The organism is Kribbella sp. NPDC023972 (assembly GCF_040639075.1).
Classification (GTDB): Bacteria; Actinomycetota; Actinomycetes; order Propionibacteriales; family Kribbellaceae; genus Kribbella.
In genome coordinates, this window is the sequence record NZ_JBEZZH010000001.1 from 1,050,557 (window position 1) to 1,070,702 (window position 20,146).

A 20,146-nucleotide genomic window follows, 5' to 3' on the forward strand; every position below is an offset into this window, starting at 1 on the left:
GGTTACTTACTCCCCGCCTTGTACTTGTCGTAGGCCTGCTGCTGGATCTCGAGGTACCTGGTCATACCGGTGCTGTCGAGGCCCTTCACGTACGCGTCCCACTCGGTGTCGATGTTCTTCGACCCGGTGATGAAGGCCAGCTGGTTCTGGTTGACGTAGTTGTTCAGGTTCGTCTGCAGGGTGGCCAGCTCGCCGCTCAGGCTCGGGTCCGGCCAGACCGACGTCTGCGGGAACCACTGCGACTTGTCCTCGTGACCCTCGTACAGCTTGGTCGCCTGGAACAGCCGCCGCTCGAGGCCCGCGCCGGTGTAGATGTCGGCCGGCACGACCTGTGCGTTCCGGTAGGCCAGCGTGTTGTTGTACTGCCCCAGCGCACCCCAGTTGATGTTCTTCGGCGCGTCCTGCTTCGGCTTGTAGAGCGGCTTGACCTTGTCGTCGAGCGCGATGTCACCCGGGCCGGGCTTGGTCCAGCCGACACCCTCCGGACCCATGTTGGTGATCATCTGGCCCTCGTCGGTGTAGATGTAGTCCAGCATCTTGATCGCCGCGACCTGGGCCTCCTTGCTGGCCTTGTTGGTCAGCATGAAGGTGTAACCGGTGGAGGTCGGATAGTTCAGGCCGGTGTAGCTCTTGCCCTCCGGACCGGTCAGGGGCGGCACCGCGTCGTACTGCTTGTCCCGGCCGTCCTTGGAGTCGAGCTGGACGAAGATGCCCGGCCACAGCACCGGCACCGAGCCGAGGACGACGGCCTTCGGGTTGTTGCCCTGGGCCTGCAGTGCGGCGGCGTTCTGGGTGAACGCTGCCTGGTCGATCAGGCCTTCCTTGTAGAGGGAGTTGATGTACTTCAGTCCCTCCTTCCACTGCGGCGAGGTCACCGGCGTCACGACCTTGTCACCGTCGAGCGTGATCAGCGACCGGACGCCGTTGTTCGCGCCGACCGGGTCGTAGGCGAAGGCGTTCATCAGGTACGCGATCAGGCTGCTGTCCTGCACGTCGGTGGTCATCGGGATCTCGTCGGCCTTGCCGTTGCCGTTCGGGTCCTGCGTCTTGAACGCCTGGAGCACCTTGCGCAGGTCGTCGGTCGTCTTCGGCATCTGCAGCCCGAGCTTCTTCAGCCAGGCGCTGTTGATCCAGAGCTTGTCCGGGTACGTGCAGTGGTAGCAGTCCGCCCACTGCGGCAGCGCGTAGATGTGCCCGTCCGGCGCGGTCGACATCTCCTTGTACGTTTTGTTGGAGTCCAGCGCCTTCTGGATGTTCGGCGCGTTCTCCTTGATCAGGTCCTCCAGCGGGACCGCGACTCCTTGCTGGCCGAGCTTCAGCACCTCGGCCTGCGTGAACGCGTCGACCCACGGGATCAGGAAGAACAGGTCCGGGTAGTCGCCGCTGGCCAGCGCGATCTGCCGCTTCTCCTTGGCCGGGCCGGCGTCGTACGTCGTGTTCTGCCAGCGGAACTGGATCTTGAACCTGTCGCTCATGATCTTGGTGACCTGGTTGGTGTCCAGGTTCGTGTTCTGGTCGGCCGGGGTGAAGGTGTCGATGACGACCTTGCCGTCGGCCGTCGTCTCGTTCGCCGCCCCCTGCGCCGACTTGTCCGAGCTGCACGCCGCGAGGGCGAGCGTGCCGGCCACTGCCAGAGCGGCCATCTTGCTCATGGTTGAGCGCATCGCTGTGTTCCCTTTCTTGGTTAACCCTTGACCGCGCCGACCATCACGCCCTTGGTGAAGTGGCGGGCGACGAACGGGTAGATGATCAGTACGGGCAGGCTCGAGATGACGATGAGCGCGTACTTGAGGACATTGGCCAGCTGTTGCTGTTCGAGCTGCTGGGCCAGGTTCTGGGTGGTCGAGCCGCCGGTGACCGTGTTCAGGATCAGCACGTTGCGCAGCACGATCTGCAGCGGGTAGAGGCTCGGGTCCTTGAGGTAGACCAGCGCGTCGAAGTAGCTGTTCCACTGGAAGATCGCGTACATCAGCGCGATCACGGCGATGACGGGTTTCGACAGCGGCAACACGATCGACCAGAGGAACCGAAGGTCGCTCGCGCCGTCGATGGTCGCGGCCTCGTACAGCTCGTCCGGGATGGTCGAGCGGAAGAACGTCCGCGCGATGATCACCTGCCAGACCCCAATCGCGCTCGGGATCACCATCGCCCACCGGGTGTTCAGCATGCCCAGGTCCTGGACCACCAGGTACGTCGGGATCAGGCCGCCGGAGAACAACATGGTGAAGATCAGCAGGCTCATGATCACGTTGCGGCCGAAGAAGGTACGGCGGGACAGCGGATACGCGATCGCGATCGTCAGGGTGACGCTGATCAGCGTGCCGCCGGCCGCGTAGATGAACGAGTTCAGGTACCCCTGCATGATCTGCGGATCGCCGAACGCGACCTTGTACGCCTGAAGACTCGGCTCGACCGGCCACAGCAGCACCCGGCCGGCGCTCACCGCGGACGCACTGCTGAACGAGTTCGCGACGATGTAGACCAGCGGCACCGCGACCAGGATCAGCGCGATCCAGAGCATGACCTTCACACCGAACAGGAAGATCTTGTCGGTCCGCGTCTCCACGATCAGGGTGGACTCGGGCCGCTTCGACAGGGTGAGGCTCATGACCACAATCCGTTTCCGGTGATGCGCTTGGCGGCGAAGTTCACGCCGAGCAGGAGGAAGAGGTTGATCACCGAGTTGAACAGCCCGATCGCCGTCGCCATGCTGAAGTCGGCGTTCAGCAGCCCGGTCTTGTAGACGTAGGTGGCGATGATCTCGGACTGGGCCAGGTTCAGCGGGTTCTGCAGCAGGAACGCCTTCTCGAACCCGATCGACATGATGTTGCCGACGCCGAGCACCAGGATGATCACCGCGGTCGGCATGATGCCGGGCAGGTCGACGTACCAGATCCGCTGCAGCCGGGTGGCGCCGTCGATCTTGGCCGATTCGTGCAGCGCCGGGTCGATCCCGGCCAGCGCGGCCAGGTAGATCACGGCCGAGTACCCGGTGGTCTGCCAGACGTCGGACCAGACGTAGATGTGCCGGAAGTAGTCCGGGTTGCCGAGGAAGTCGACCGCCGGTACGCCGAACAGCCCGATCGCGTCGTTGACGAACCCGAGCCGCGGTGACAGCACCAGGATCGTCATCGAGACGACCACCACGGTGGAGATGAAGTACGGCGCGTAGGTGACCAGCTGGACGATCTTCTTGAACCGGCCGTTGCGGATCTCGTTCAGCGCGATGGCCAGGATGATCGGGATCGGGAAGCTGGCCAGCACCGTGTAGGCGGCCAGGATGAAGGTGTTCTTCACCAGCGTCCAGAAGACCGGGTTGGCGAAGAACAGCTCGAAGTTGCGGAACCCGACCCACTCGCTGCCCCACGGCCCCTTGACCGGGCTGTAGTTCTTGAACGCGATCACCGCGTTCGCGATCGGGATGTACTTGAAGATCACGAAGTACGCGAGCGGTACGACGACCAGCAGGTACAGCTGCCAGTGCCGGCGCAGGCTGCGGCGAGCCGCCGTCCGGCGGCTCGGCCGCCGGATCCGGGCAGGTCCTGCCGCCTCGCGCGACACCGGTTTCGGTACCGGCTCCACCTCGAGGGTTGCACTCACTCCTGGGGTCCCTTCCATCCTGCACAGGTCCGGCTGGATCAGATATCCGATAGGATGCTCAGCCGCAATTCAGAGGGGAAGACAGCATGAAGAAGGCCGTGCCGGAGTCGTTCTGAGCCCGCGACTCCAGCCTCGGCCGGATTTATTTCCTCCGTGAACTATGTCGCAGTCAACCTGCCCACAGCGGTCGCTGTCAAGACCTCGCCGGCCACACCCATCCTTGCGAGTTGAGATGGTGCGACATGGACCTGACGTGGTGGGACGAGGCGGACGGGACGCGGCTCTACCTGTTGACTGGAGGCTGGAAAGTCCTTGCCCGGCAGGAAGCACAAGCGCGTCGGCACGCAGCGAGTGACGGTAGTTCCGGTAGGTCGATGTTCGGAGTGAATCCGGAGTCGGAGCAGGATCGGGCGATGGCCGAGGCGTTGGCCTGTACGAAAGCCTCGGCTACCGCATCACCGAACGGCAGCCGAGGTATCGCAAACCGTTCTAGTCGGTGATGGCGCCGCAGGAGAGGTTGAGTACGGCGGCGGTCATCGGGCCGGCGTGGTCGGAGGCGGCGAACGCGGCGGTGTGGGCGACCTCGGCGACCCGGGGCAGCCGGCCGAGGGCGGTGCCCTTGATCAGGTGGTCCAGACCGCCTTCCTCGATCTCCCACTCCGGGTGGGTGTCGGGGGTGAAGTTGGGCCGGAGCGCGACGACGCGGACGCCGTACTTGCCGACCTCGCCCGCGAGCGCCCGGGTGAGCGTCTCGATGGACGCGCAGGCCAGGCTGAAGCCGCCCATCTCGAACTCGGCGCCGGACTCCCGGGACGCCGAGGACGACAGCATCATGATCACGCCGCCGCGCTGCTCGATCATCCGTCGGGCGACCGCGGTCGAGGTGATGAAGTTGGTCCGCGCCGCGTCCTCGACCGGCCGGACGAAATCGTCGACCGACAGCTCGACGAGTGGGACGTTCTGCTTCACCCGGACGCTCACCGCGTTGAAGACGATGTCGATCCGGCCCTCGATCGAGGCCACCTGCGCGTTCACCGCGGCATCGTCGTACGCGTCGACGACCGCGACGGATGCCGCAGTGATGTCGGCGGCGACCTTCTCGAGTTTGGACAACGTGCGGCCGGCCAGATGGACGGCGGCACCCTCGGCCGCGAACGCCCGGGCGATCGCACCGCCCATCGCGCCTCCGCCGCCGTACACGATCGCGGTCTTGTTCTCGAGCAGCATGGTGAATCCTCTCGTCGGTCCTGCTTTCTACAGGGGCGACGGAGCCAGCCGGCGATTCTCGACATGCGGCACGAAACAACCTGACCCGACCATCACGGGGGAACGGCCGGGCCAGGCACTTTCGATGGTACCTCCGATCACCACTCGCGGCCGGGTAAATCGGAGGCGGACTCGCCGGATCTTTCCTACCCTGACGGCATGCGTAGCCACTCCTAGAAAGCGCACCTCCGCCGCTCATCCGCCGGGTGGGCCGCGGCGTGCGTCACGTCAAGCGTTTGACCCACGGGTCGCGCTTCGTCATGTCCGCACACGCTTTCGGGAGCCACCCGCGATGCTTCTTCCTGCCGTCCGCTCGGCCGACCCGGCTCGGACCTACTACGCCTACAACGGCGCCTGGGCCTTCCTCGGCGCGCTGACGTTCACCCTCAGCATGGTGTACTACGTCCGCGACGCCGGCCTGAACCCACTCCAGATGGTCCTGGTCGGGACCACCCTCGAGCTCGCCTGCTTTCTGTTCGAGGTGCCGACCGGCATCGTCGCCGACCTCTACAGCCGCCGGCTGTCGGTCATCATCGGGCTCGCGTTGATCGGGGCCGGCTTCCTGCTGCAGGGGCTGGTTCCCGAGTTCCTGGCGATCCTCGCCGCCCAGGTGCTCTGGGGTCTCGGCTACACCTTCACCTCCGGCGCCGACCAGGCCTGGATCACCGACGAGATCGGCACCGAACGTGTCGGCCAGGTGTTCGTCCGCAACCAGCAGATCAGTATGGTCACGAAGATCGCCGGTACCGTCACTGCCGGCGCACTCGGCCTGATCAGCCTGCCGTTGCCGATGGTGCTGTCCGGCGCCGGGATGATCCTGGTCGCGTTGGTGCTGGCGGTGTTCATGCGCGAGGACAACTTCCACCGGACGCCGCGGGCCGAGCGGGAGACGTTCCGGCAGATGGCCGGGACCTTCAGGCACGGACTCGCGGTCGCGCGGCGGCGTCCCGTCGTACGCACCCTGGTCCTGATCAGCCTGATCTCCGGGCTGTCCAGCGAGGCGTTCGACCGGCTCTGGTCGGTGAAGATCCTGGAGTTCGACTTCCCGACGGCCTTCGGTACGTCGGACCCAGCGTTCTGGTTCACCGTCCTCGCCCTGGTCGGCACGCTGCTGTCCCTGATCACCTCGGTCACGCTGAACAAGCTCTCGCCTGAGCGGTTGAGCGCCACCCATCCGAACGGCGTACTCGCGTTGCTCGCTCTCCTGCAGGTCGCCGGCGTGATCGCCTTCGCGCTGCTGGATCACCTCTGGCTGGCGCTGACCGCGATGTGGCTGAAGACGATTGCCGGCACGCTCGCCTGGCCGGTCGAGTCGGCCTGGCTGAACCGGCACGTCGACTCCAAGTCCCGGGCGACCGTGATCTCGATGGTGTCGCAGGCCAATGCGATCGGCCAGGTCATCGGCGGCCCGCCACTCGGCGCCGTGGGCCGTACGTCGCTGCGCACGGCCCTGCTCGCCTCCGGCCTGATCCTCACACCGATCCCGGCGCTCTTCCTCCGGCTGCGCCCGGCCCGCGCGCTGTCCGGAACCAAGTCGTCACTGGGTGCCAGTTGAGTTCCCCACAAGCGGGGTCAGTCGTCGACCTCGAGGCGGCGGCGGTCGTACGAGGACTTGACCAGGCTGGCGACCGTGGTGACGAACAGGGTGCCGGCGATGAAGCCGAGGGAGGTGAGGATGCCGATGTGTGGCAGGTGGATCGCGCCGACGTCGTCGATGTGCGAACCGTGCAGCGCTTCGACGATCAGCTTCACGCCGATGAACGCGAGAATCACCGACAGGCCGACGTTCAGGTAGATGATCCGCTCCAGCAGCCCGCCGATCAGGAAGTACAGCTGGCGCAGGCCCATCAGCGCGAACGCGTTGGCGGTCAGCACGACGTACGCGTCCTGGGTGAGCCCGAAAATCGCCGGGATCGAGTCGAGCGCGAAGATCACGTTCGCCATCCCGATCGCGGCGATCACGATCACCAGTGGTGTCAGCATGCGCCGGCCGTCGACGCGAGTGGTCAGCTTGGCGCCGTCGTACTCGTGCGACAACGGCAGGATCCGGCGCATTCCCCGCAGTACGGCGTTCTCCTGGAAGTCAGTCTCGTCGTCACCCTCCAGCGCCAGCCGGACCGCGGTGTAGACCAGGAAGGCACCGAAGAGGTAGAACACCCAGCTCGCGGCCGCGATCGCCGCCGCGCCCGCCAGGATGAACACCGCTCGCAGCGCCATCGACACCACGATGCCGATGTAGAGCACCTTGTCCTGCGCCAGCCCCGGTACGGCGAACCGCGCCATGATGATGACGAACACGAACAGGTTGTCGACGCTCAGGCTGTACTCGGTGATGTACCCGGCGACGAACTCACCGCCGGTCTGGCCCGGACTGAACACGAACAACCCGACCGCGAACAGCGCCGCCAGGCCGACGTATAACAGCACCCACCGGGTCGCGTCCTTGATCGTCACCGAGTGGTCGCGCCGGGCGATCACGATCAGGTCGAACGCGACGATCGCCAGCAACCCGGCGATGGTGAGCACCCAGACGGCAGGGGGCATGACAGAGACCACGACGAACCTCCGGACGACGGCGTACAGCTTGGTCCGGAGGTCTCTTCCGCCCGGTGCCCGGGCCGGCAGCACCGGTTCGGCCGCCCAGGCCTCCCGTGATGACGACACTGCCACGTCGGGCGCACCTCACGGCCACCCGAGAGGAATACTCCCCTCCTCATTACGCCTGGAATTGTATCCAACTCCAATGGATTTCCGAGAGGCGGGTAGAGCTGCCGGCGTGGCGCGGGCGACAGAAGCGCGTGGAGCGGGCTGTGGGGTGAGCCGTGCCACCGTGGTCAAAAAGTTTCCGTTTCGGGGTTGAACTCTGTGAGATTTCCCGGGATCGCGGTACAAAGATGTCAGAAGGTCTGTCCGCCCCTAGACCTGGAGGAATCTGTCATGGCCGGAATCAACGGCGAAGTCTCGTGGTTCTGTTGCGGCAACGCATGGGGACCCTGTGCGAGCACCGGACGAGGTGCTTGCGGAACCTGTCACTCGGGCAACTTCCAGCACGCGTGGCCGAATACGTCGGACGCGTGCTACTCGATCACCCGCCCGGACCGATGCGGGATCACCGGGATGTCTCGGCGTACCTGCGGGTTCAGGCACTCCACGACCAACCTGTGCAACGGCAGGCGGGTGGTCACGTCGATCGCGGACTGCGGTCCGCAGACCGACCTGTTCTGTGGTGAGCGTGCCTGCTGCGGCGGTACGTGCGCCTCCAACCGGATCATCGACCTCACTCCGGCCGCGTTCTCCGCGATCGCGAGCCTGAGTGCCGGTCTGGTCCCCTGCACCGTCGACGTCGGCTGAGGGGGTGAGCTGGATGACCACCACGATGGACCGCCGGTCCCTGCTCACTCGCGCCGCTCTCGGCGCCACCGGCCTGGTCGCCGCCAGCGCCATGGGTTCACTCGCTCCTGAGACCGCGTTCGCCGCGGCCGCGCAGTTCCCCGACGCGGGTCAGCCGGACCCGAACTTCGCCGAGGGCCTGATCATGGGCCGGAACCGGGATCTCCTGCAGGTGCAGGGCTCCGACGGCAGGATGCACCGGATCCAGCTGACCGGCGTCACCAGCGTCTGGAAACTGCGGCCGACCACCCTGGACCAGGTCCGGGTCGGCGATGGCCTGTACGCCCGCGGCGTACTGATGCCGGACGGGATCCTCGCCGCCGAATCGGTGTGGGTGAACATCGTCAACCTCGCCGTCAAGGTCAACGCCATCGGGCGCTCTGTGCTGCAACTCGATCACCACGGCCAGAAGGTCGTCGGGCATCTGCAGCCAGGGGTCACCGCAGCCGTCTACAACGGCACTCCGGCGGTGTCGGACCTGTCGATGCTCAAGGTCGGCCGCCATGCCCGGGTGATCGGCGCCTGGCGACCCGGGACCAACGAGATCGACATCGCGACCATCTACGCGTCGAACTGACCGGGAGGCCGCGATGTTCGCATCTCAGGTGGCTGCTGCCCAGCCGCTGCTCATCGGGTTGCTGCTGCTCTGGTCGTCATACGGCAAGGTCGCCGGTCGGCACAGCGCGGAGCAGGCTCGGCGTACGGCGTTGCCTCGGTTGGTCGGCGAGACACGTGCGGCGCCGGTCTATCGCGCGGTCGGTGTCGTCGAAGCCGTGATCGCGCTGGCGTTGCTGGCACCACCGGTCTGGACCGTCGAGGCTCTCGCGGCGGTGGTGCTGGCCGTTGGCTTCACCGGATACCTGGTCCACGCCAAGATCGCGGTGCCGGAGGCGTCCTGCGGTTGCGTCGGATCGGCGGCGAAACCCGTTGGCCGACGGGCGATCGGCCGCGCGTTGTTGCTGCTGGCAACAGCTTCGGTGGCGGTCACGGCAACCACCGGATGGTGGTCGACCGACGTCGGCTCAGCGGTCTTGGTACCCGAGGCCGTCGTGTTCGTCATGCTGTCCGCCGAGCTGGATCGGTATTGGCTACTGCCGTTACGACGGCTGCGCGTGCGGATCGCGCATCCACTCAGCGGCACCGCGACAGACGGCGTACCGTTGGCCGCCACTCAGCGACGGCTGCTGCTGAGCCCGGCGTACCGGGCGGTCAACGGGCTGCTGCGATCCGATATCCACGACTACTGGGACGACGAGGACTGGCGGTTCGTGAGTTACACCGCCAGGTACGACGGCCGGCCGGCGACCGCCGTCTTCGCCGTACCGCATCACGACGCCACGCCGGAGTCCGTCCGCGTGGCCGTCGTCGACGAGACGTCGGGACAAACCCTCTACCGCCCAACCGTGCTGGCGACTACCGGCTGATGCTTTGGGACGGTACTGTCACAGGAGATACTCTGTGACAGTACCGTCACAGGAGTGGGGTTGCAGGAAGGTGTGGTGTGGCATGGCGATCCGGAAGGTGGCCGACCTCGGCGCGGCAGTTCGTGCTGAGCGACGGCGGCGCGGGCTGTCCCAGGCTGCCCTGGCCGTCCAGGCCGGCGTCTCGCGGGAGTGGCTCAGCCGCCTCGAGAACGGAGCTCCCCGCCTGGAGGCTGACAAGCTCCTCACGGTCATGGACGTGCTCGGCTTCGCCGTACTCCCGAGGGACGAACAGCCCACGCAGGCCGACATCGCGAAGGCACAGAAGGTGGCTTGGACGATGGCGTTGGAGGCGCAACCACTGACCGACGAGGGCTTCCAGCGAGTGCTTCGCAAGGTCGTCGCTCGGCGGCAAGCTCGCTCCGCCGCGTAATGCAGCTCAGTGGTCACGAGGACGGTCAAACGCCGGTCGACGCCGACGACGCGCAGTACCTGACCGCCGACTACTCCTGGATCCGGACCAGGGACGAACTGAACGATGCCGAGGCTTCGAACATCACCGACGCCCTGATCTGGCTCGAGGATGAAGACCTGGCTGCGAGCGACCTGCTCCACCAGTCCTTTCTTCGCGAGCTTCACCACCGGATGTTCGGCGAAGTGTGGAGTTGGGCAGGTCGCATCCGTACCCGTGACACCACGATCGGCGTCCCACCGGTGCAAATCCAGGAGCGGCTGCAAGCGCTGCTCGGCGACACGTTGTTCTGGATCGAGCACGGAACCTATGGCTCGTCGGAGCTCTGCGTTCGCTTCCACCATCAGCTCGTCTTCATCCACCCGTTCGTGAACGGCAACGGGAGGCACGCACGGCTGGCCGCCGGCGCGCTCGCCGACTCGCTCGGGCTCGGTCCGGATCATCTGTCCTGGGGTGCGCGCAGCGGTCAGTCTCCCAGCGAGGCTCGCCGCAGGTATCTCGACGCCCTTCGCGCCGCAGACAAGGGCGACTACACAGACCTGCTGGCGAACGCCGTCAGCTGATCCCGGTCAGCGGCCGAAGTCGGCGTACGCCGGGGTGCCGGTGGTGAGAGCCTGGTGGGCCAGGGTCAGGCGGCGGGCCAGGGACGGGCGGAGGCGGGGGCGCGCTTCGTCGAGGGTGAGGAACTCGTGGGCGCGGGCTTCGACCGGGTCGATCTTCAGCCGGTCGATCATGGGTCGGTCCAGGACGCCGCCGTCGAAGATGAAGGCGAGGGCGTCGGTCCAGACGCCGAGGGCGGGGACCCAGTCGACAACGAGCAGGTGGCCGATCTCGAGGGCGAGGCCGAGTTCTTCCTGGATCTCGCGGCAGCAGGCTTCGTACGGCGACTCGTCGTACTCGGCGATACCGCCGGGGATGTCGAGGGTGGGCTTGTAGGTCGGCTCGAGGAAGAGGATGCGGCCGGCCTCGTCGCGGATGAGGGCGCCGCCGGCCACCGTCTTGCGCGGCAGGCGGGCCGCGATCCCGGGGTTGAACTCTCGCTCCGGCTCGCCCTCGGCGAGCAGATCGCCGCGGCGGATGTCGTCGTCCACGGCTCAGCACCTTCCCAGTCGCGCCGCCGATCCGCAATCCGGCCTTGTTTTCGGTACACCGAACTCTTATGTTTTCGGTGTGCCGAAAACTCTCGCCGCCCTGTCTCTGGCCCTGGTGCTCGCGGTGTCGCCCGCGTGTTCGCCGAGCCAGGCCTCGGGCGACGACAAGCCGGTCGTGCTGACCACGTTCACCGTGCTGGCCGACATCGCGCGCAACGTCGCGGGTGACCATCTGAAGGTCGAGTCGATCACGAAGGCCGGCGCCGAGATCCACGGGTACGAGCCGACGCCGGGTGACATCCGGAAGGCCTCGGACGCCGACCTGATCCTGGACAACGGCCTCAACCTGGAGCTGTGGTTCCACCAGTTCGTCGAGTCGGTCGACGTACCGCACAAGGTCGTCTCCGACCGGATCGCGCCGATGGACATCAGCGGGGACTCGTACGCCGGCAAGCCGAATCCGCACGCCTGGATGAGCCCGAAGAACGTGCAGCTCTACGTGGACAACATGGTCGACGCGTTCGCCGAGCTCGATCCCGGAAACGCGAGCGCGTACGCCGCGAACGGCAAGGCGTACAAGGTGGAGCTGCAGAAGGTGCAGGACGAGCTCGTGGCGGAGCTGGCGGCGGTGCCGAAGAAGCAGCGCGCACTGGTCACCTGCGAGGGCGCGTTCTCCTACCTGGCCCGCGACGCCGGCCTCACCGAGAAGTACATCTGGCCGGTCAACGCCGAGCAGCAGGCGACACCCCAGCAGATCGCCTCGACGACCGAGTTCGTCAAGGCGAACGCCGTACCCGCGGTGTTCTGCGAGTCGACCGTGTCGGACAAGGCGATGCGACAGGTCGCCTCCGGCACCGGGACCGATTTCGGCGGCACCCTGTACGTCGACTCGCTGTCCGAGGCGGACGGCCCGGTCCCGACGTACCTGGACCTGATCCGGTACGACGCGGACACGATCATCCGTGGTCTGACGGGCCGCAACTGATGACGGTGCTCATTGCCGCGCTACCGCGCGGCGGGTCATGGGGCTTTCACTCCCGGCCTTCCCTCGTCACTCCAGTCGCTTCGCTCCCTCCGCTCCTCAGTCCAGGCCGGGAGGCCCCATGACAGCGATTCAGGTCGAGGACGTGGTCGCCAGGTACGGCGACGTGGTCGCACTGGACGGTGTCTCGCTGACGGTCGGGCCGGGCAAGGTGACCGGCCTGATCGGCATGAACGGGTCCGGTAAGACCACGCTGTTCAAGGCGATCATGGGCATGATCCGGCCCGATCAGGGCCGGGTGCGGCTCGACGGCATCGATCCAGCGGTGGCGCGGAAGCGGGGCCGGATCGGCTACGTCCCGCAGACCGAGGACGTGGACTGGGCGTTCCCGGTGTCGGTCCACGACGTGGTGATGATGGGCAGGTACGGGCATCAGGGGTTCACCCGCCGGCCGCGTCCGGCCGATCACGCGGCGGTCGCCGAGGCGCTGGAGCGAGTTGAGCTGACCGAGTACGCCGACCGCCAGATCGGCCGGTTGTCCGGCGGCCAGAAGAAGCGTGCGTTCGTTGCCCGCGGCATCGCTCAGGGCGCCCAGATCCTGCTACTGGACGAGCCTTTCGCCGGTGTCGACAAGCGGTCCGAGGCAACCATCGTCGGTCTGCTCAGGGAACTGGCCGCGGACGGGCGGACCGTCCTGGTGTCGACGCACGACCTGCATGCACTGCCGCAACTGGCGGACGAGGCGATCCTGTTGCTGCAACGGGTGCTGTTCCACGGCTCGGTCGAAGACGCGCTGCAGCCGGTCAATCTCGCGCGCGCGTTCGGTCTCGACGTACTCGAGCCAGAAGAAGGCGCGGCATGACTCCGCTCGACTTCCTGCTGGAGCCGCTGCAGTACGACTTCATGGTCCGTGCGCTGATCACCACGGTGTTCGCCGCTGTGGTGTGCGCGGTGCTGTCGTGCTGGCTCGTCCTGCTCGGCTGGTCGTTGATGGGTGACGCGGTGTCTCACGCCGTACTGCCCGGCGTGGTGATCGCCTACATCGTCGGGGCTCCGTTCGCGCTGGGGGCGGTGGTGTTCGGCTTCCTCGCGGTCGCGCTGATCGGCATCGTCCGCGACACCAGCAGGGTGAAGGAGGACGCCGTGATCGGGATCGTGTTCACCACACTGTTCGCGTTCGGGCTGGTGCTCGTCTCCGTCACCCCGAGTCAGACCGACCTGAACCACATCATCTTCGGGAACATTCTCGGCGTCTCGACGCCCGACCTGATCCAGATCGGCGTACTGGCCGCGGTGGCGCTCGTCGTCCTGCTGCTCAAGCGCCGTGACCTGACCCTGTACGCGTTCGACCCCATCCACGCCCACGCGATCGGCCTGTCCCCGCGCCGGCTGGGCGCGCTGCTCCTCGGCATGCTGGCGCTCACCGCGGTGGTGGCGCTGCAAGTGGTCGGCGTGATCCTCGTGGTGGCGATGCTGATCATCCCGGGCGCGACGGCGTACCTGCTCACCGATCGGTCCGGCCGGATGTTGCTGATCGCACCGATCATCTCCGCCGTATGCTCGGTCGTGGGCATCTACCTCAGCTACTGGCTGGACGCCGCCTCAGGTGGGCTCGTCGTCGTGGTCCAGGGAGTCGTGTTCGCCTGCGTCTACCTGTTCAGCCCCCGCCATGGGCTGCTCGGCAGACACCTGACGACCAGTCGCCGGCGGGCGGCCGCGGTGGGATGAAGCGGAAGGACGCGATGGAATCCAGAGTCGTCGAGAACTACCTCAAGGCCGTCTTCAACGCCCGGGAGTGGTCCGACGAACCCGTGACCGTCGGCGCCCTTGCCACCCGCCTGGGCCTGTCACCGTCGTCGGTGTCCGAGTCGGTCCGCAAACTCACCGAGCGCGGGCTGCTGTCCCACGCCCGGTACGGCGCCATCGAGCTGACCGCGGAAGGACAGCGGATCGCGCTCGCCATGGTCCGCAAGCACCGGTTGATCGAGACCTTCCTGGTCGACTACCTCGGCTACACCTGGGACGAGGTGCACGAAGAGGCCGAGATCCTCGAGCACGCGGTCTCCGACACCTTCGTCGACCGCCTGGCCGGCCGCCTCGGCGAACCGGAGCACGACCCTCACGGCGACCCCATCCCCCGGGCCGACGGCACTCTCCCGGACGACGATCAGCTCCGGCTGGACACGGTCGGGATCGGCGTACGAGCACGGGTGGCCCGGGTCTCCGACAGTGATCCCGAGCTGCTCCGCCAGCTCGACCAACTCGGCATCACGATCGGCACCACGCTCACGGTCAACCGTCAGCACGACGCGACCATCGACGTCGACCACAACGGCGAGTCCGTCGCCCTGGGCCGCGCGGCCGCCTACGCGATCCGCGTCGTACCCACGTGAGGTGATCGCTGGCGTCCTCAGCTCTTGAAGCTGAGGCCTCGCGCAACAAGTTCCGCTGCGAGGATGCGGATGGCCTTGGGGCCGACGCCGTGGATTCTGAGTAGCTCGGCCGGGGTGACGGTGGTCAGGTGCTCGTAGCGGGTGTAGCCGTTGAGGGCGAGCTCGCGTGGGGCGACCTTGCCCATCCGGTGCGGGAACTCCGTCGGCTCAGGCATCGCGTCCCGCCAGGTCGCAGGTCATCCAGATCGAGTTGCCTCGTTGCGGGTCCTCGGTGACGCGGCCGCTGTCGTGGAAGCCGAGCTTCTCGAGGACGCGGAACGAGGCCGTGTTCCACTCCCGAACCGTCGCCCACAGACGCTCCCGGCCAGTCGCGGCCGCGGCCTCGACCACGGCCTTTGCTGCTTCGGTCGCATAACCGAATCCGTGAGCCCGCTTCGCCAGCTCGTACGCGATCTCGGGCTCCTCGAAGCTTGCCTGCCCGACCGTCAGTCCGCAGTACCCGATCAGGTCGCCTTCGTCCCGCCGTACGATCGGCAGCAGTCCCAAGCCCGGCACCGCGCCCAGCGGATTGTCCGTCAGCCACCTGCGAATGTCGTCGACCGTGGGCCGGCCGTTTTCGTCGATCCGGCGGACGGCACGCGGATCCCGCTCTTCCCACAAACCCCGATAGTCCTCAGCATCTGCAGGCTCCCACGTCCGCAGCTGCAACCGCTCCGTGGTCAGCTGTTTCGGAAACTCCCCATAACCCGTCACATCGCAACCCTATGCCGCGAACGCCGTCTGGGCAGGTGCGGACCGCAATCGGCTGTGCGCGTACAGCCATAGTTGTCCAAAGCCCTTACTCCGTAGGCAATGAGCGCGCAGAATGCGAAGTGGAAGGCGCGGTGGGGGGCGCGGGGGAGCAGTTCTGTGGGGGGCGACATGTGGCGTCGCGGGCGTATTGGGCGTAGGCGCAAGCTGATCAGTGCGGTGACTGCGTTGTTGCTGAGCGCAACCTTGATCACGCAGGTCGGACCGGGCCCGGCGGGGGCGTCGACGTTGCCCACCGGCTTCCGCGACACCGTCGTACTGAGTGGGCTGACGAACCCGACCGTGCTGCAGTTCGCGGCAGACGGCCGGATTTTCGTCGGTCAGAAGAACGGCGTGATCAAGGTCTTCCAGAGCCTGGCCGACACCGCTCCGATCACGGTCGCCGACCTCAGGACCCAGGTCAACGACTACTGGGACCGCGGCCTGCTCGGCCTTGCGCTCCCACCCAACTTCCCCGCGAACCCCTACGTTTACGTGCTTTACGCGTACGACGCTCCGATCGGTGGCACCGCGCCGACGTGGAACGACGCCTGCCCGACCCCGCCCGGCCCGACCACCGACGGCTGCCTGGTGTCGGCGCGCCTGTCGCGTCTGCAGGTCAGCGGCAACGTGATGACCGGCAGCGAACAGGTGCTCATCAACGACTGGTGCCAGCAGTACCCGAGCCACTCGGTCGGCACGCTCCTGTTCGGACGTGACGGCTACCTGTACGTCAGCGGCGGCGACGGCGCGAGCTTCAACAACGTCGACTACGGCCAGTACGGCGCCAACTACCCCGGCGGCAAGGCCAATCCCTGTGGCGATCCGCCCGGCGCGGTAGGCACTCCACTGAGCCCGCCCAACGCCGAGGGCGGCGCGTTGCGGAGCCAGAGCGTCCGCCGTACCGACGGTCCGGCCACCCTCGACGGCGCGATTCTGCGCATCGACCCGGCGACCGGGGCCGGCGTACCCGGCAACCCCTTCTTCTCTTCGACGGACGCGAACGCACGGCGCATCGTGTCGTACGGTCTGCGTAACCCGTTCCGCATGACTCAACGCCCCGGCACCGACGAGCTGTGGGTCGGCGATGTCGGGTGGAACGTCTGGGAAGAGATCAACCGTGTGGTGTCGCCGACGACTCCGGCGAACTTCGGCTGGCCGTGCTACGAGGGATCGTCACCACAGAGTGGCTATCAGGGTGCCGGTCTCGCCCAGTGCTCGTCCCTGTACTCGACGCCCGGTTCGGTGACCGCGCCGTACTACGCGTACAGCCACAGCGCATGCGTGGTGAGTTATGCCGGTTGCCGCACGGGCGGTTCGTCGATTACCGGGATCGCCTTCTATCAGGGCGGTTCGTATCCAGCGGAGTACAACGGTGCGCTGTTCTTCGCCGACCACAGCCGCAACGAGATCTGGGCGATGCTCCCGGGCACGAACGGTTTGCCCGACCCGGCTCGGCGGCAATCGTTCGTCGGCGTCGACTCCTCCGGCGGGGCCGCCGGGCATCCCGTCGACCTGAAGACCGGCCCGGGCGGTGATCTGTTCTACGTCGACATGGAGAACGGTTCCGTCCACCGCATCACCTTCACGGCCGCGAACCAGCCGCCGACCGCCTCGTTCACGGCCAACCCGGCCAGCGGGCCCGTCCCACTGACCGTCAGCTTCAACGGCACGACGTCATCCGACCCCGAGGGCAGGGCGCTGACCTACTCCTGGGACCTCAACGGCGACGGCACGTACGGCGATGCGACCGGGGCCACCACGTCGTACACCTACACCGCGGCGGGCGTCTATCACCCGAGTCTCCGCGTGACCGACGACCAGGGTGCGAGTGACACGGCGTCCGCGACTGTCACGGCCGGCAACACCGCACCGACCCCGATCATCGACTCCCCCGCGTCGACGCTGACCTGGAAGGTCGGCGACACGATCCCGTTCGCCGGTCGCGCAACCGACGTACAGGACGGGACATTGCCGGCGTCAGCGTTGAACTGGTCGCTGCTCCTGCACCACTGCATCACACCGTCCGATTGCCATGCCCACACGCTCCAGACCTTCAACGGTGTCGCCAGCGGATCCTTCACCACCCCGGACCATGCCTACCCCGCCTGGCTTGAACTCCGACTCACCGCGACCGACTCCGGCGGCCTGTCCTCCACCACCAGCCGCAGGCTGGATCCGAGGACCGTCGTCCTGACGTTCAAGACGAACCCCGGCGGCCTCACCCTCACCAACATGGTCGTCAACGAGGCACCGCGCTCCACACCCTTCACCGTGACCGCCATCGTGGGCGCCGCCAACTCCGTCAGCGCCCCGTCCCCACAGAGCTTCAACAAGGCCACCTACTACTTCGTCTCCTGGTCCGACGGAGGTCCCCAGAGCCACACCATCACAGCTCCTGCGGTGAACACCACCTACACAGCCACCTACCGCAAACGCTGAATCGATCAGTTTTCGAGAAGCGACCGCCGCAGGCCGCTCCATAGCATCTGGAGTGTTCCCAACGGACCACGCAGACAGGACAAGCTCATGGCGAAGACGACCACCACCTCCAAGGCGGCCGAGAAGTCGTACGACGGTTTCACCGAGGAGGAGCGCGGCGCGATGAAGGAACGCGCTCGCGAGCTCAAGGCGACCTCACGCGGCGCCAAGAAGGACGAAGAGGCCGCCGTACTGGAGAAGATCGCCGAACTTCCGGAGCACGAGCGCGCCATGGCCGAGCGAATCCACGAGATCATCAAGGCCAACGCCCCCGAGCTGAAGCCGAAGCTCTGGTACGGGATGCCCGCCTACTACAAGGACGGCAAGAACCTCTGCTTCTTCCAGAGCGCCGACAAGTTCAAGTCCCGCTACGCCACCTTCGGCTTCAACGACCCGGCCAACCTCGACGACGGCGCCATGTGGCCCACCGCCTACGCCCTCACCAAGCTGACCCCCACCGTAGAAAAGCAACTCGCCACCCTCATCCAAAAAGCCGTGAGCTGATAGGGGCCTGTCAGATGCCTCTCTGCCGCGTCTTCGTAGGCTCCCCCGCTACCGCTGTACAGGAGGTGCTGGATGGTGATGGGGAGCATACGAAGCCGTGGCGACCAGGCTGACCGCACGTCGCGGGACAACGTGACGATTGCTCAGTACGCCGACTCGGCCGAGGTGTCGAGCTACGTCGCGTCGCACGACGGCTGGGGCCGACAGCACGTTACTTCCGGTCGCGGCTGTACCTGGTTGACCAGGTTCTGCGCGCGTGTCCTGGCGGCGACTTGCTCGATGTCGGCTGCGGCCCCGGCATGCAGGTGAGACAACTGCTCGACACGCGCGGCGGTGACTTCCGGATCACTGCCTGCGACCGGTCGCCGGCCATGATGCATGCTGTGGCGCACCGGGTGGGAGAGTCCGCCAAAACTCGCCTCGCGGTGGCAAGCATCGAGGACCTGCCCTTCCAGGACAAAGCATTCGTCCTGGGCATGGGGGTGCTGGAGTATGTGGACGCACGTCGTGCCCTGCGGGAGATCACCCGGGTGGTCCGCGACGACGGACTCGTGGTGGTGACGATGCTGAATCCGCTGAGTCCGTACCGGATCGTCGACTGGATCGCCTACCGGCCCGCCCTGCGGATGCTGGGCCGCGTGGAAGGTCTGCTCGGGGTTCCCGAGGGACGACGACATGCAGCCGCGAAGTCAGGCGTTCGTGCGCTCCCTGTGTCCCGGCTGCGCCACTTGATGCGCCGCGGCGGACTGCGACCGGAAAGTCTCGTGTACTACGACGTGACGCCACTCCTCCCCCCGGTTCGACCGGGTGCTCAGGCGATGGGCCACACGGTGGCGCAGGCATCCCGAGACGACGGTGGCGAAGGGTATCCGCGGCCGATTCGGAACCGTCTACCTCGTCACGGCCCGACGAGCAGGCTGAGATCCGCAGACCCGACTGATCCCTTGCTCGGCCCTTCGCCTCCCAGCGTGCCTCCGGCGAGCGAGGAGCGTCGTGGATGTGAACGACGCCCCTCGCCATCCGGGTGTTATGGAATTCCGGGTGTTATGGAATGAGGTGGAGGAGAAGGGCGATGGTGCCGAGCGTCTGCAAGAGCAGTGTTGTGCCGGCGTGCATTCCGATCGATACCCGCAGATCCTTCGCCCGCCAGACGAGCCAGATCCCCGGAAGCATGAACACCAGCCTGGAGAGAAACACCCAGGGCGACCAGAGGTGGTACAGCGAGAACAGTGCCGAGTTGGCTTGAGGATTCGAACCCTGACACGCGGTCAGCCTAAAGACGCCCGTCCCTGCCGCGTCCACTTCGCAGATACAGGCGCCACAAGACAGTCAAGGGCACCGCCAGCACAATGACGATGCCGGTCCCTGCCAACCACCGAATCCAGGCGGCTACCGCAGCATCGCCGGCAACGGCGAGGAGCGCCCAACCACGATCGCGACGCCGCCCACCACGAGGTACCAGGGACCGTCACGCCAATCCCCCGAGCTGAACATGGCGTTCATGGTGGCATCCCCGAGCCAGACGCCGCGGCTGCTAGCGGCGTCGCCGCTATCGAACTGTTGTACCCGGCACGCGTCCGATTGATGGGTCTGGGGCCTGTGCGTCAAGCATCGCCGCTGGGGCGGGGACAACAGGTGAGATGTATCTGCCATGGTGGTTGGTGATCGTCTACGGTCATCGTGGCCACGCCGAAGGGCTCGCCCGGGTGTGGACTCAATCCGGCCGAAGCCCCACGTTGAACTTGGCAGGGGGTCGA

Annotated in this window: 21 protein-coding genes; 13 read left to right on the forward strand and 8 right to left on the reverse strand. The window is 66.6% G+C overall.

The window, feature by feature from the left end:
- Positions 1–2 precede the first annotated feature (2 nt).
- From AB0F43_RS04765 to AB0F43_RS04780, 4 genes are all read right to left on the reverse strand, one after another.
- The gene (locus AB0F43_RS04765) at positions 3–1,664 is read right to left on the reverse strand and encodes an ABC transporter substrate-binding protein (protein ID WP_360470654.1); all 1,662 of its coding nucleotides are present in this window, start codon (positions 1,662–1,664) and stop codon (positions 3–5) included.
- Positions 1,665–1,684: 20 nt separating this feature from the next.
- Positions 1,685–2,608, reverse strand: a complete 924-nt coding sequence (locus AB0F43_RS04770) for a carbohydrate ABC transporter permease (protein ID WP_360470656.1) — start codon at positions 2,606–2,608, stop codon at positions 1,685–1,687.
- Positions 2,605–3,600 (reverse strand): ABC transporter permease subunit, encoded by a 996-nt coding sequence (locus AB0F43_RS04775; protein ID WP_360470659.1) that lies wholly within the window; start codon positions 3,598–3,600, stop codon positions 2,605–2,607. The genes AB0F43_RS04770 and AB0F43_RS04775 overlap by 4 nt, the downstream gene beginning before the upstream one ends.
- A gap of 489 nt (positions 3,601–4,089) precedes the next feature.
- Positions 4,090–4,827: an SDR family oxidoreductase gene (locus tag AB0F43_RS04780; RefSeq protein WP_360470661.1), complete on the reverse strand. Its 738-nt coding sequence runs from the start codon at positions 4,825–4,827 to the stop codon at positions 4,090–4,092.
- A 331-nt stretch (positions 4,828–5,158) separates the two neighbouring features.
- Between AB0F43_RS04780 and AB0F43_RS04785 the strand changes: the two genes are divergently transcribed.
- Positions 5,159–6,421, forward strand: a complete 1,263-nt coding sequence (locus tag AB0F43_RS04785; protein WP_360470663.1) for an MFS transporter — start codon at positions 5,159–5,161, stop codon at positions 6,419–6,421.
- Between the two features lie 17 nt (positions 6,422–6,438).
- On the opposite strand, the gene AB0F43_RS04790 is transcribed toward AB0F43_RS04785, so the two are convergent.
- Positions 6,439–7,536, reverse strand: a complete 1,098-nt coding sequence (locus AB0F43_RS04790; RefSeq protein WP_360470665.1) for a TerC/Alx family metal homeostasis membrane protein — start codon at positions 7,534–7,536, stop codon at positions 6,439–6,441.
- Positions 7,537–7,983: 447 nt separating this feature from the next.
- Here AB0F43_RS04790 and AB0F43_RS04795 point away from each other — a divergent pair, with 447 nt between their 5' ends.
- The 5 genes from AB0F43_RS04795 (at position 7,984) to AB0F43_RS04815 (ending at position 10,712) form a co-directional block, all read left to right on the forward strand.
- On the forward strand, positions 7,984–8,217 hold the full coding sequence (locus tag AB0F43_RS04795; RefSeq protein WP_360470667.1) for a hypothetical protein: 234 nt from the start codon (positions 7,984–7,986) through the stop codon (positions 8,215–8,217).
- A gap of 13 nt (positions 8,218–8,230) precedes the next feature.
- Positions 8,231–8,833: a cell wall protein gene (locus tag AB0F43_RS04800; protein WP_360470669.1), complete on the forward strand. Its 603-nt coding sequence runs from the start codon at positions 8,231–8,233 to the stop codon at positions 8,831–8,833.
- A gap of 13 nt (positions 8,834–8,846) precedes the next feature.
- The gene (locus tag AB0F43_RS04805) at positions 8,847–9,680 is read left to right on the forward strand and encodes a MauE/DoxX family redox-associated membrane protein (protein ID WP_360470672.1); all 834 of its coding nucleotides are present in this window, start codon (positions 8,847–8,849) and stop codon (positions 9,678–9,680) included.
- Positions 9,681–9,762: 82 nt separating this feature from the next.
- Positions 9,763–10,110 carry a helix-turn-helix domain-containing protein gene (locus AB0F43_RS04810; RefSeq protein WP_360470675.1) on the forward strand — a complete coding sequence of 116 codons (348 nt, stop codon included), beginning with the start codon at positions 9,763–9,765 and terminating at the stop codon, positions 10,108–10,110.
- A complete protein-coding gene (locus AB0F43_RS04815; protein WP_360470677.1) occupies positions 10,110–10,712 on the forward strand; it encodes a mobile mystery protein B in 603 nt (200 codons plus the stop codon). Before AB0F43_RS04810 ends, AB0F43_RS04815 begins: the two co-directional genes overlap by 1 nt.
- A 6-nt stretch (positions 10,713–10,718) precedes the next feature.
- On the opposite strand, the gene AB0F43_RS04820 is transcribed toward AB0F43_RS04815, so the two are convergent.
- Positions 10,719–11,240, reverse strand: a complete 522-nt coding sequence (locus AB0F43_RS04820; protein WP_360470680.1) for an NUDIX hydrolase — start codon at positions 11,238–11,240, stop codon at positions 10,719–10,721.
- A gap of 79 nt (positions 11,241–11,319) precedes the next feature.
- Between AB0F43_RS04820 and AB0F43_RS04825 the strand changes: the two genes are divergently transcribed.
- From AB0F43_RS04825 to AB0F43_RS04840, 4 genes are all read left to right on the forward strand, one after another.
- Positions 11,320–12,225: a metal ABC transporter substrate-binding protein gene (locus AB0F43_RS04825; protein ID WP_360470683.1), complete on the forward strand. Its 906-nt coding sequence runs from the start codon at positions 11,320–11,322 to the stop codon at positions 12,223–12,225.
- Between the two features lie 118 nt (positions 12,226–12,343).
- Positions 12,344–13,084: a metal ABC transporter ATP-binding protein gene (locus AB0F43_RS04830; protein WP_360470685.1), complete on the forward strand. Its 741-nt coding sequence runs from the start codon at positions 12,344–12,346 to the stop codon at positions 13,082–13,084.
- On the forward strand, positions 13,081–13,950 hold the full coding sequence (locus AB0F43_RS04835) for a metal ABC transporter permease (protein WP_360470688.1): 870 nt from the start codon (positions 13,081–13,083) through the stop codon (positions 13,948–13,950). Before AB0F43_RS04830 ends, AB0F43_RS04835 begins: the two co-directional genes overlap by 4 nt.
- On the forward strand, positions 13,947–14,615 hold the full coding sequence (locus AB0F43_RS04840; protein ID WP_360470690.1) for a metal-dependent transcriptional regulator: 669 nt from the start codon (positions 13,947–13,949) through the stop codon (positions 14,613–14,615). The genes AB0F43_RS04835 and AB0F43_RS04840 overlap by 4 nt, the downstream gene beginning before the upstream one ends.
- 17 nt (positions 14,616–14,632) lie before the next feature.
- Here the strand turns inward: AB0F43_RS04840 and AB0F43_RS04845 are convergent, their stop codons facing one another.
- On the reverse strand, positions 14,633–14,830 hold the full coding sequence (locus AB0F43_RS04845; RefSeq protein WP_360470693.1) for a hypothetical protein: 198 nt from the start codon (positions 14,828–14,830) through the stop codon (positions 14,633–14,635).
- Entirely contained in the window at positions 14,823–15,368 is a 546-nt protein-coding gene (locus AB0F43_RS04850) for a GNAT family N-acetyltransferase (protein ID WP_360470695.1), read from the reverse strand. Before AB0F43_RS04850 ends, AB0F43_RS04845 begins: the two co-directional genes overlap by 8 nt.
- 216 nt (positions 15,369–15,584) lie before the next feature.
- Here AB0F43_RS04850 and AB0F43_RS04855 point away from each other — a divergent pair, with 216 nt between their 5' ends.
- From AB0F43_RS04855 to AB0F43_RS04865, 3 genes are all read left to right on the forward strand, one after another.
- Complete coding sequence (locus tag AB0F43_RS04855) at positions 15,585–17,846, forward strand: PQQ-dependent sugar dehydrogenase (RefSeq protein ID WP_360470698.1); 2,262 nt, start codon at positions 15,585–15,587, stop codon at positions 17,844–17,846.
- 87 nt (positions 17,847–17,933) lie between these two features.
- A complete protein-coding gene (locus tag AB0F43_RS04860; protein ID WP_360470701.1) occupies positions 17,934–18,389 on the forward strand; it encodes a DUF1801 domain-containing protein in 456 nt (151 codons plus the stop codon).
- Between the two features lie 248 nt (positions 18,390–18,637).
- The gene (locus AB0F43_RS04865) at positions 18,638–19,444 is read left to right on the forward strand and encodes a class I SAM-dependent methyltransferase (RefSeq protein ID WP_360473016.1); all 807 of its coding nucleotides are present in this window, start codon (positions 18,638–18,640) and stop codon (positions 19,442–19,444) included.
- Positions 19,445–20,146 lie beyond the last annotated feature (702 nt).

Bases quoted from the DNA above. Each gene is read 5' to 3' on its own strand.
- AB0F43_RS04765 (WP_360470654.1), bottom strand. From the start codon at position 1,664: ATGCGCTCAACCATGAGCAAGATGGCCGCTCTGGCAGTGGCCGGCACG.
- AB0F43_RS04770 (WP_360470656.1), bottom strand. From the start codon at position 2,608: ATGAGCCTCACCCTGTCGAAGCGGCCCGAGTCCACCCTGATCGTGGAG.
- AB0F43_RS04780 (WP_360470661.1), bottom strand. From the start codon at position 4,827: ATGCTGCTCGAGAACAAGACCGCGATCGTGTACGGCGGCGGAGGCGCG.
- AB0F43_RS04785 (WP_360470663.1), top strand. From the start codon at position 5,159: ATGCTTCTTCCTGCCGTCCGCTCGGCCGACCCGGCTCGGACCTACTAC.
- AB0F43_RS04795 (WP_360470667.1), top strand. From the start codon at position 7,984: ATGTCTCGGCGTACCTGCGGGTTCAGGCACTCCACGACCAACCTGTGC.
- AB0F43_RS04800 (WP_360470669.1), top strand. From the start codon at position 8,231: ATGACCACCACGATGGACCGCCGGTCCCTGCTCACTCGCGCCGCTCTC.
- AB0F43_RS04805 (WP_360470672.1), top strand. From the start codon at position 8,847: ATGTTCGCATCTCAGGTGGCTGCTGCCCAGCCGCTGCTCATCGGGTTG.
- AB0F43_RS04810 (WP_360470675.1), top strand. From the start codon at position 9,763: ATGGCGATCCGGAAGGTGGCCGACCTCGGCGCGGCAGTTCGTGCTGAG.
- AB0F43_RS04815 (WP_360470677.1), top strand. From the start codon at position 10,110: ATGCAGCTCAGTGGTCACGAGGACGGTCAAACGCCGGTCGACGCCGAC.
- AB0F43_RS04830 (WP_360470685.1), top strand. From the start codon at position 12,344: ATGACAGCGATTCAGGTCGAGGACGTGGTCGCCAGGTACGGCGACGTG.
- AB0F43_RS04835 (WP_360470688.1), top strand. From the start codon at position 13,081: ATGACTCCGCTCGACTTCCTGCTGGAGCCGCTGCAGTACGACTTCATG.
- AB0F43_RS04840 (WP_360470690.1), top strand. From the start codon at position 13,947: ATGAAGCGGAAGGACGCGATGGAATCCAGAGTCGTCGAGAACTACCTC.
- AB0F43_RS04845 (WP_360470693.1), bottom strand. From the start codon at position 14,830: ATGCCTGAGCCGACGGAGTTCCCGCACCGGATGGGCAAGGTCGCCCCA.
- AB0F43_RS04860 (WP_360470701.1), top strand. From the start codon at position 17,934: ATGGCGAAGACGACCACCACCTCCAAGGCGGCCGAGAAGTCGTACGAC.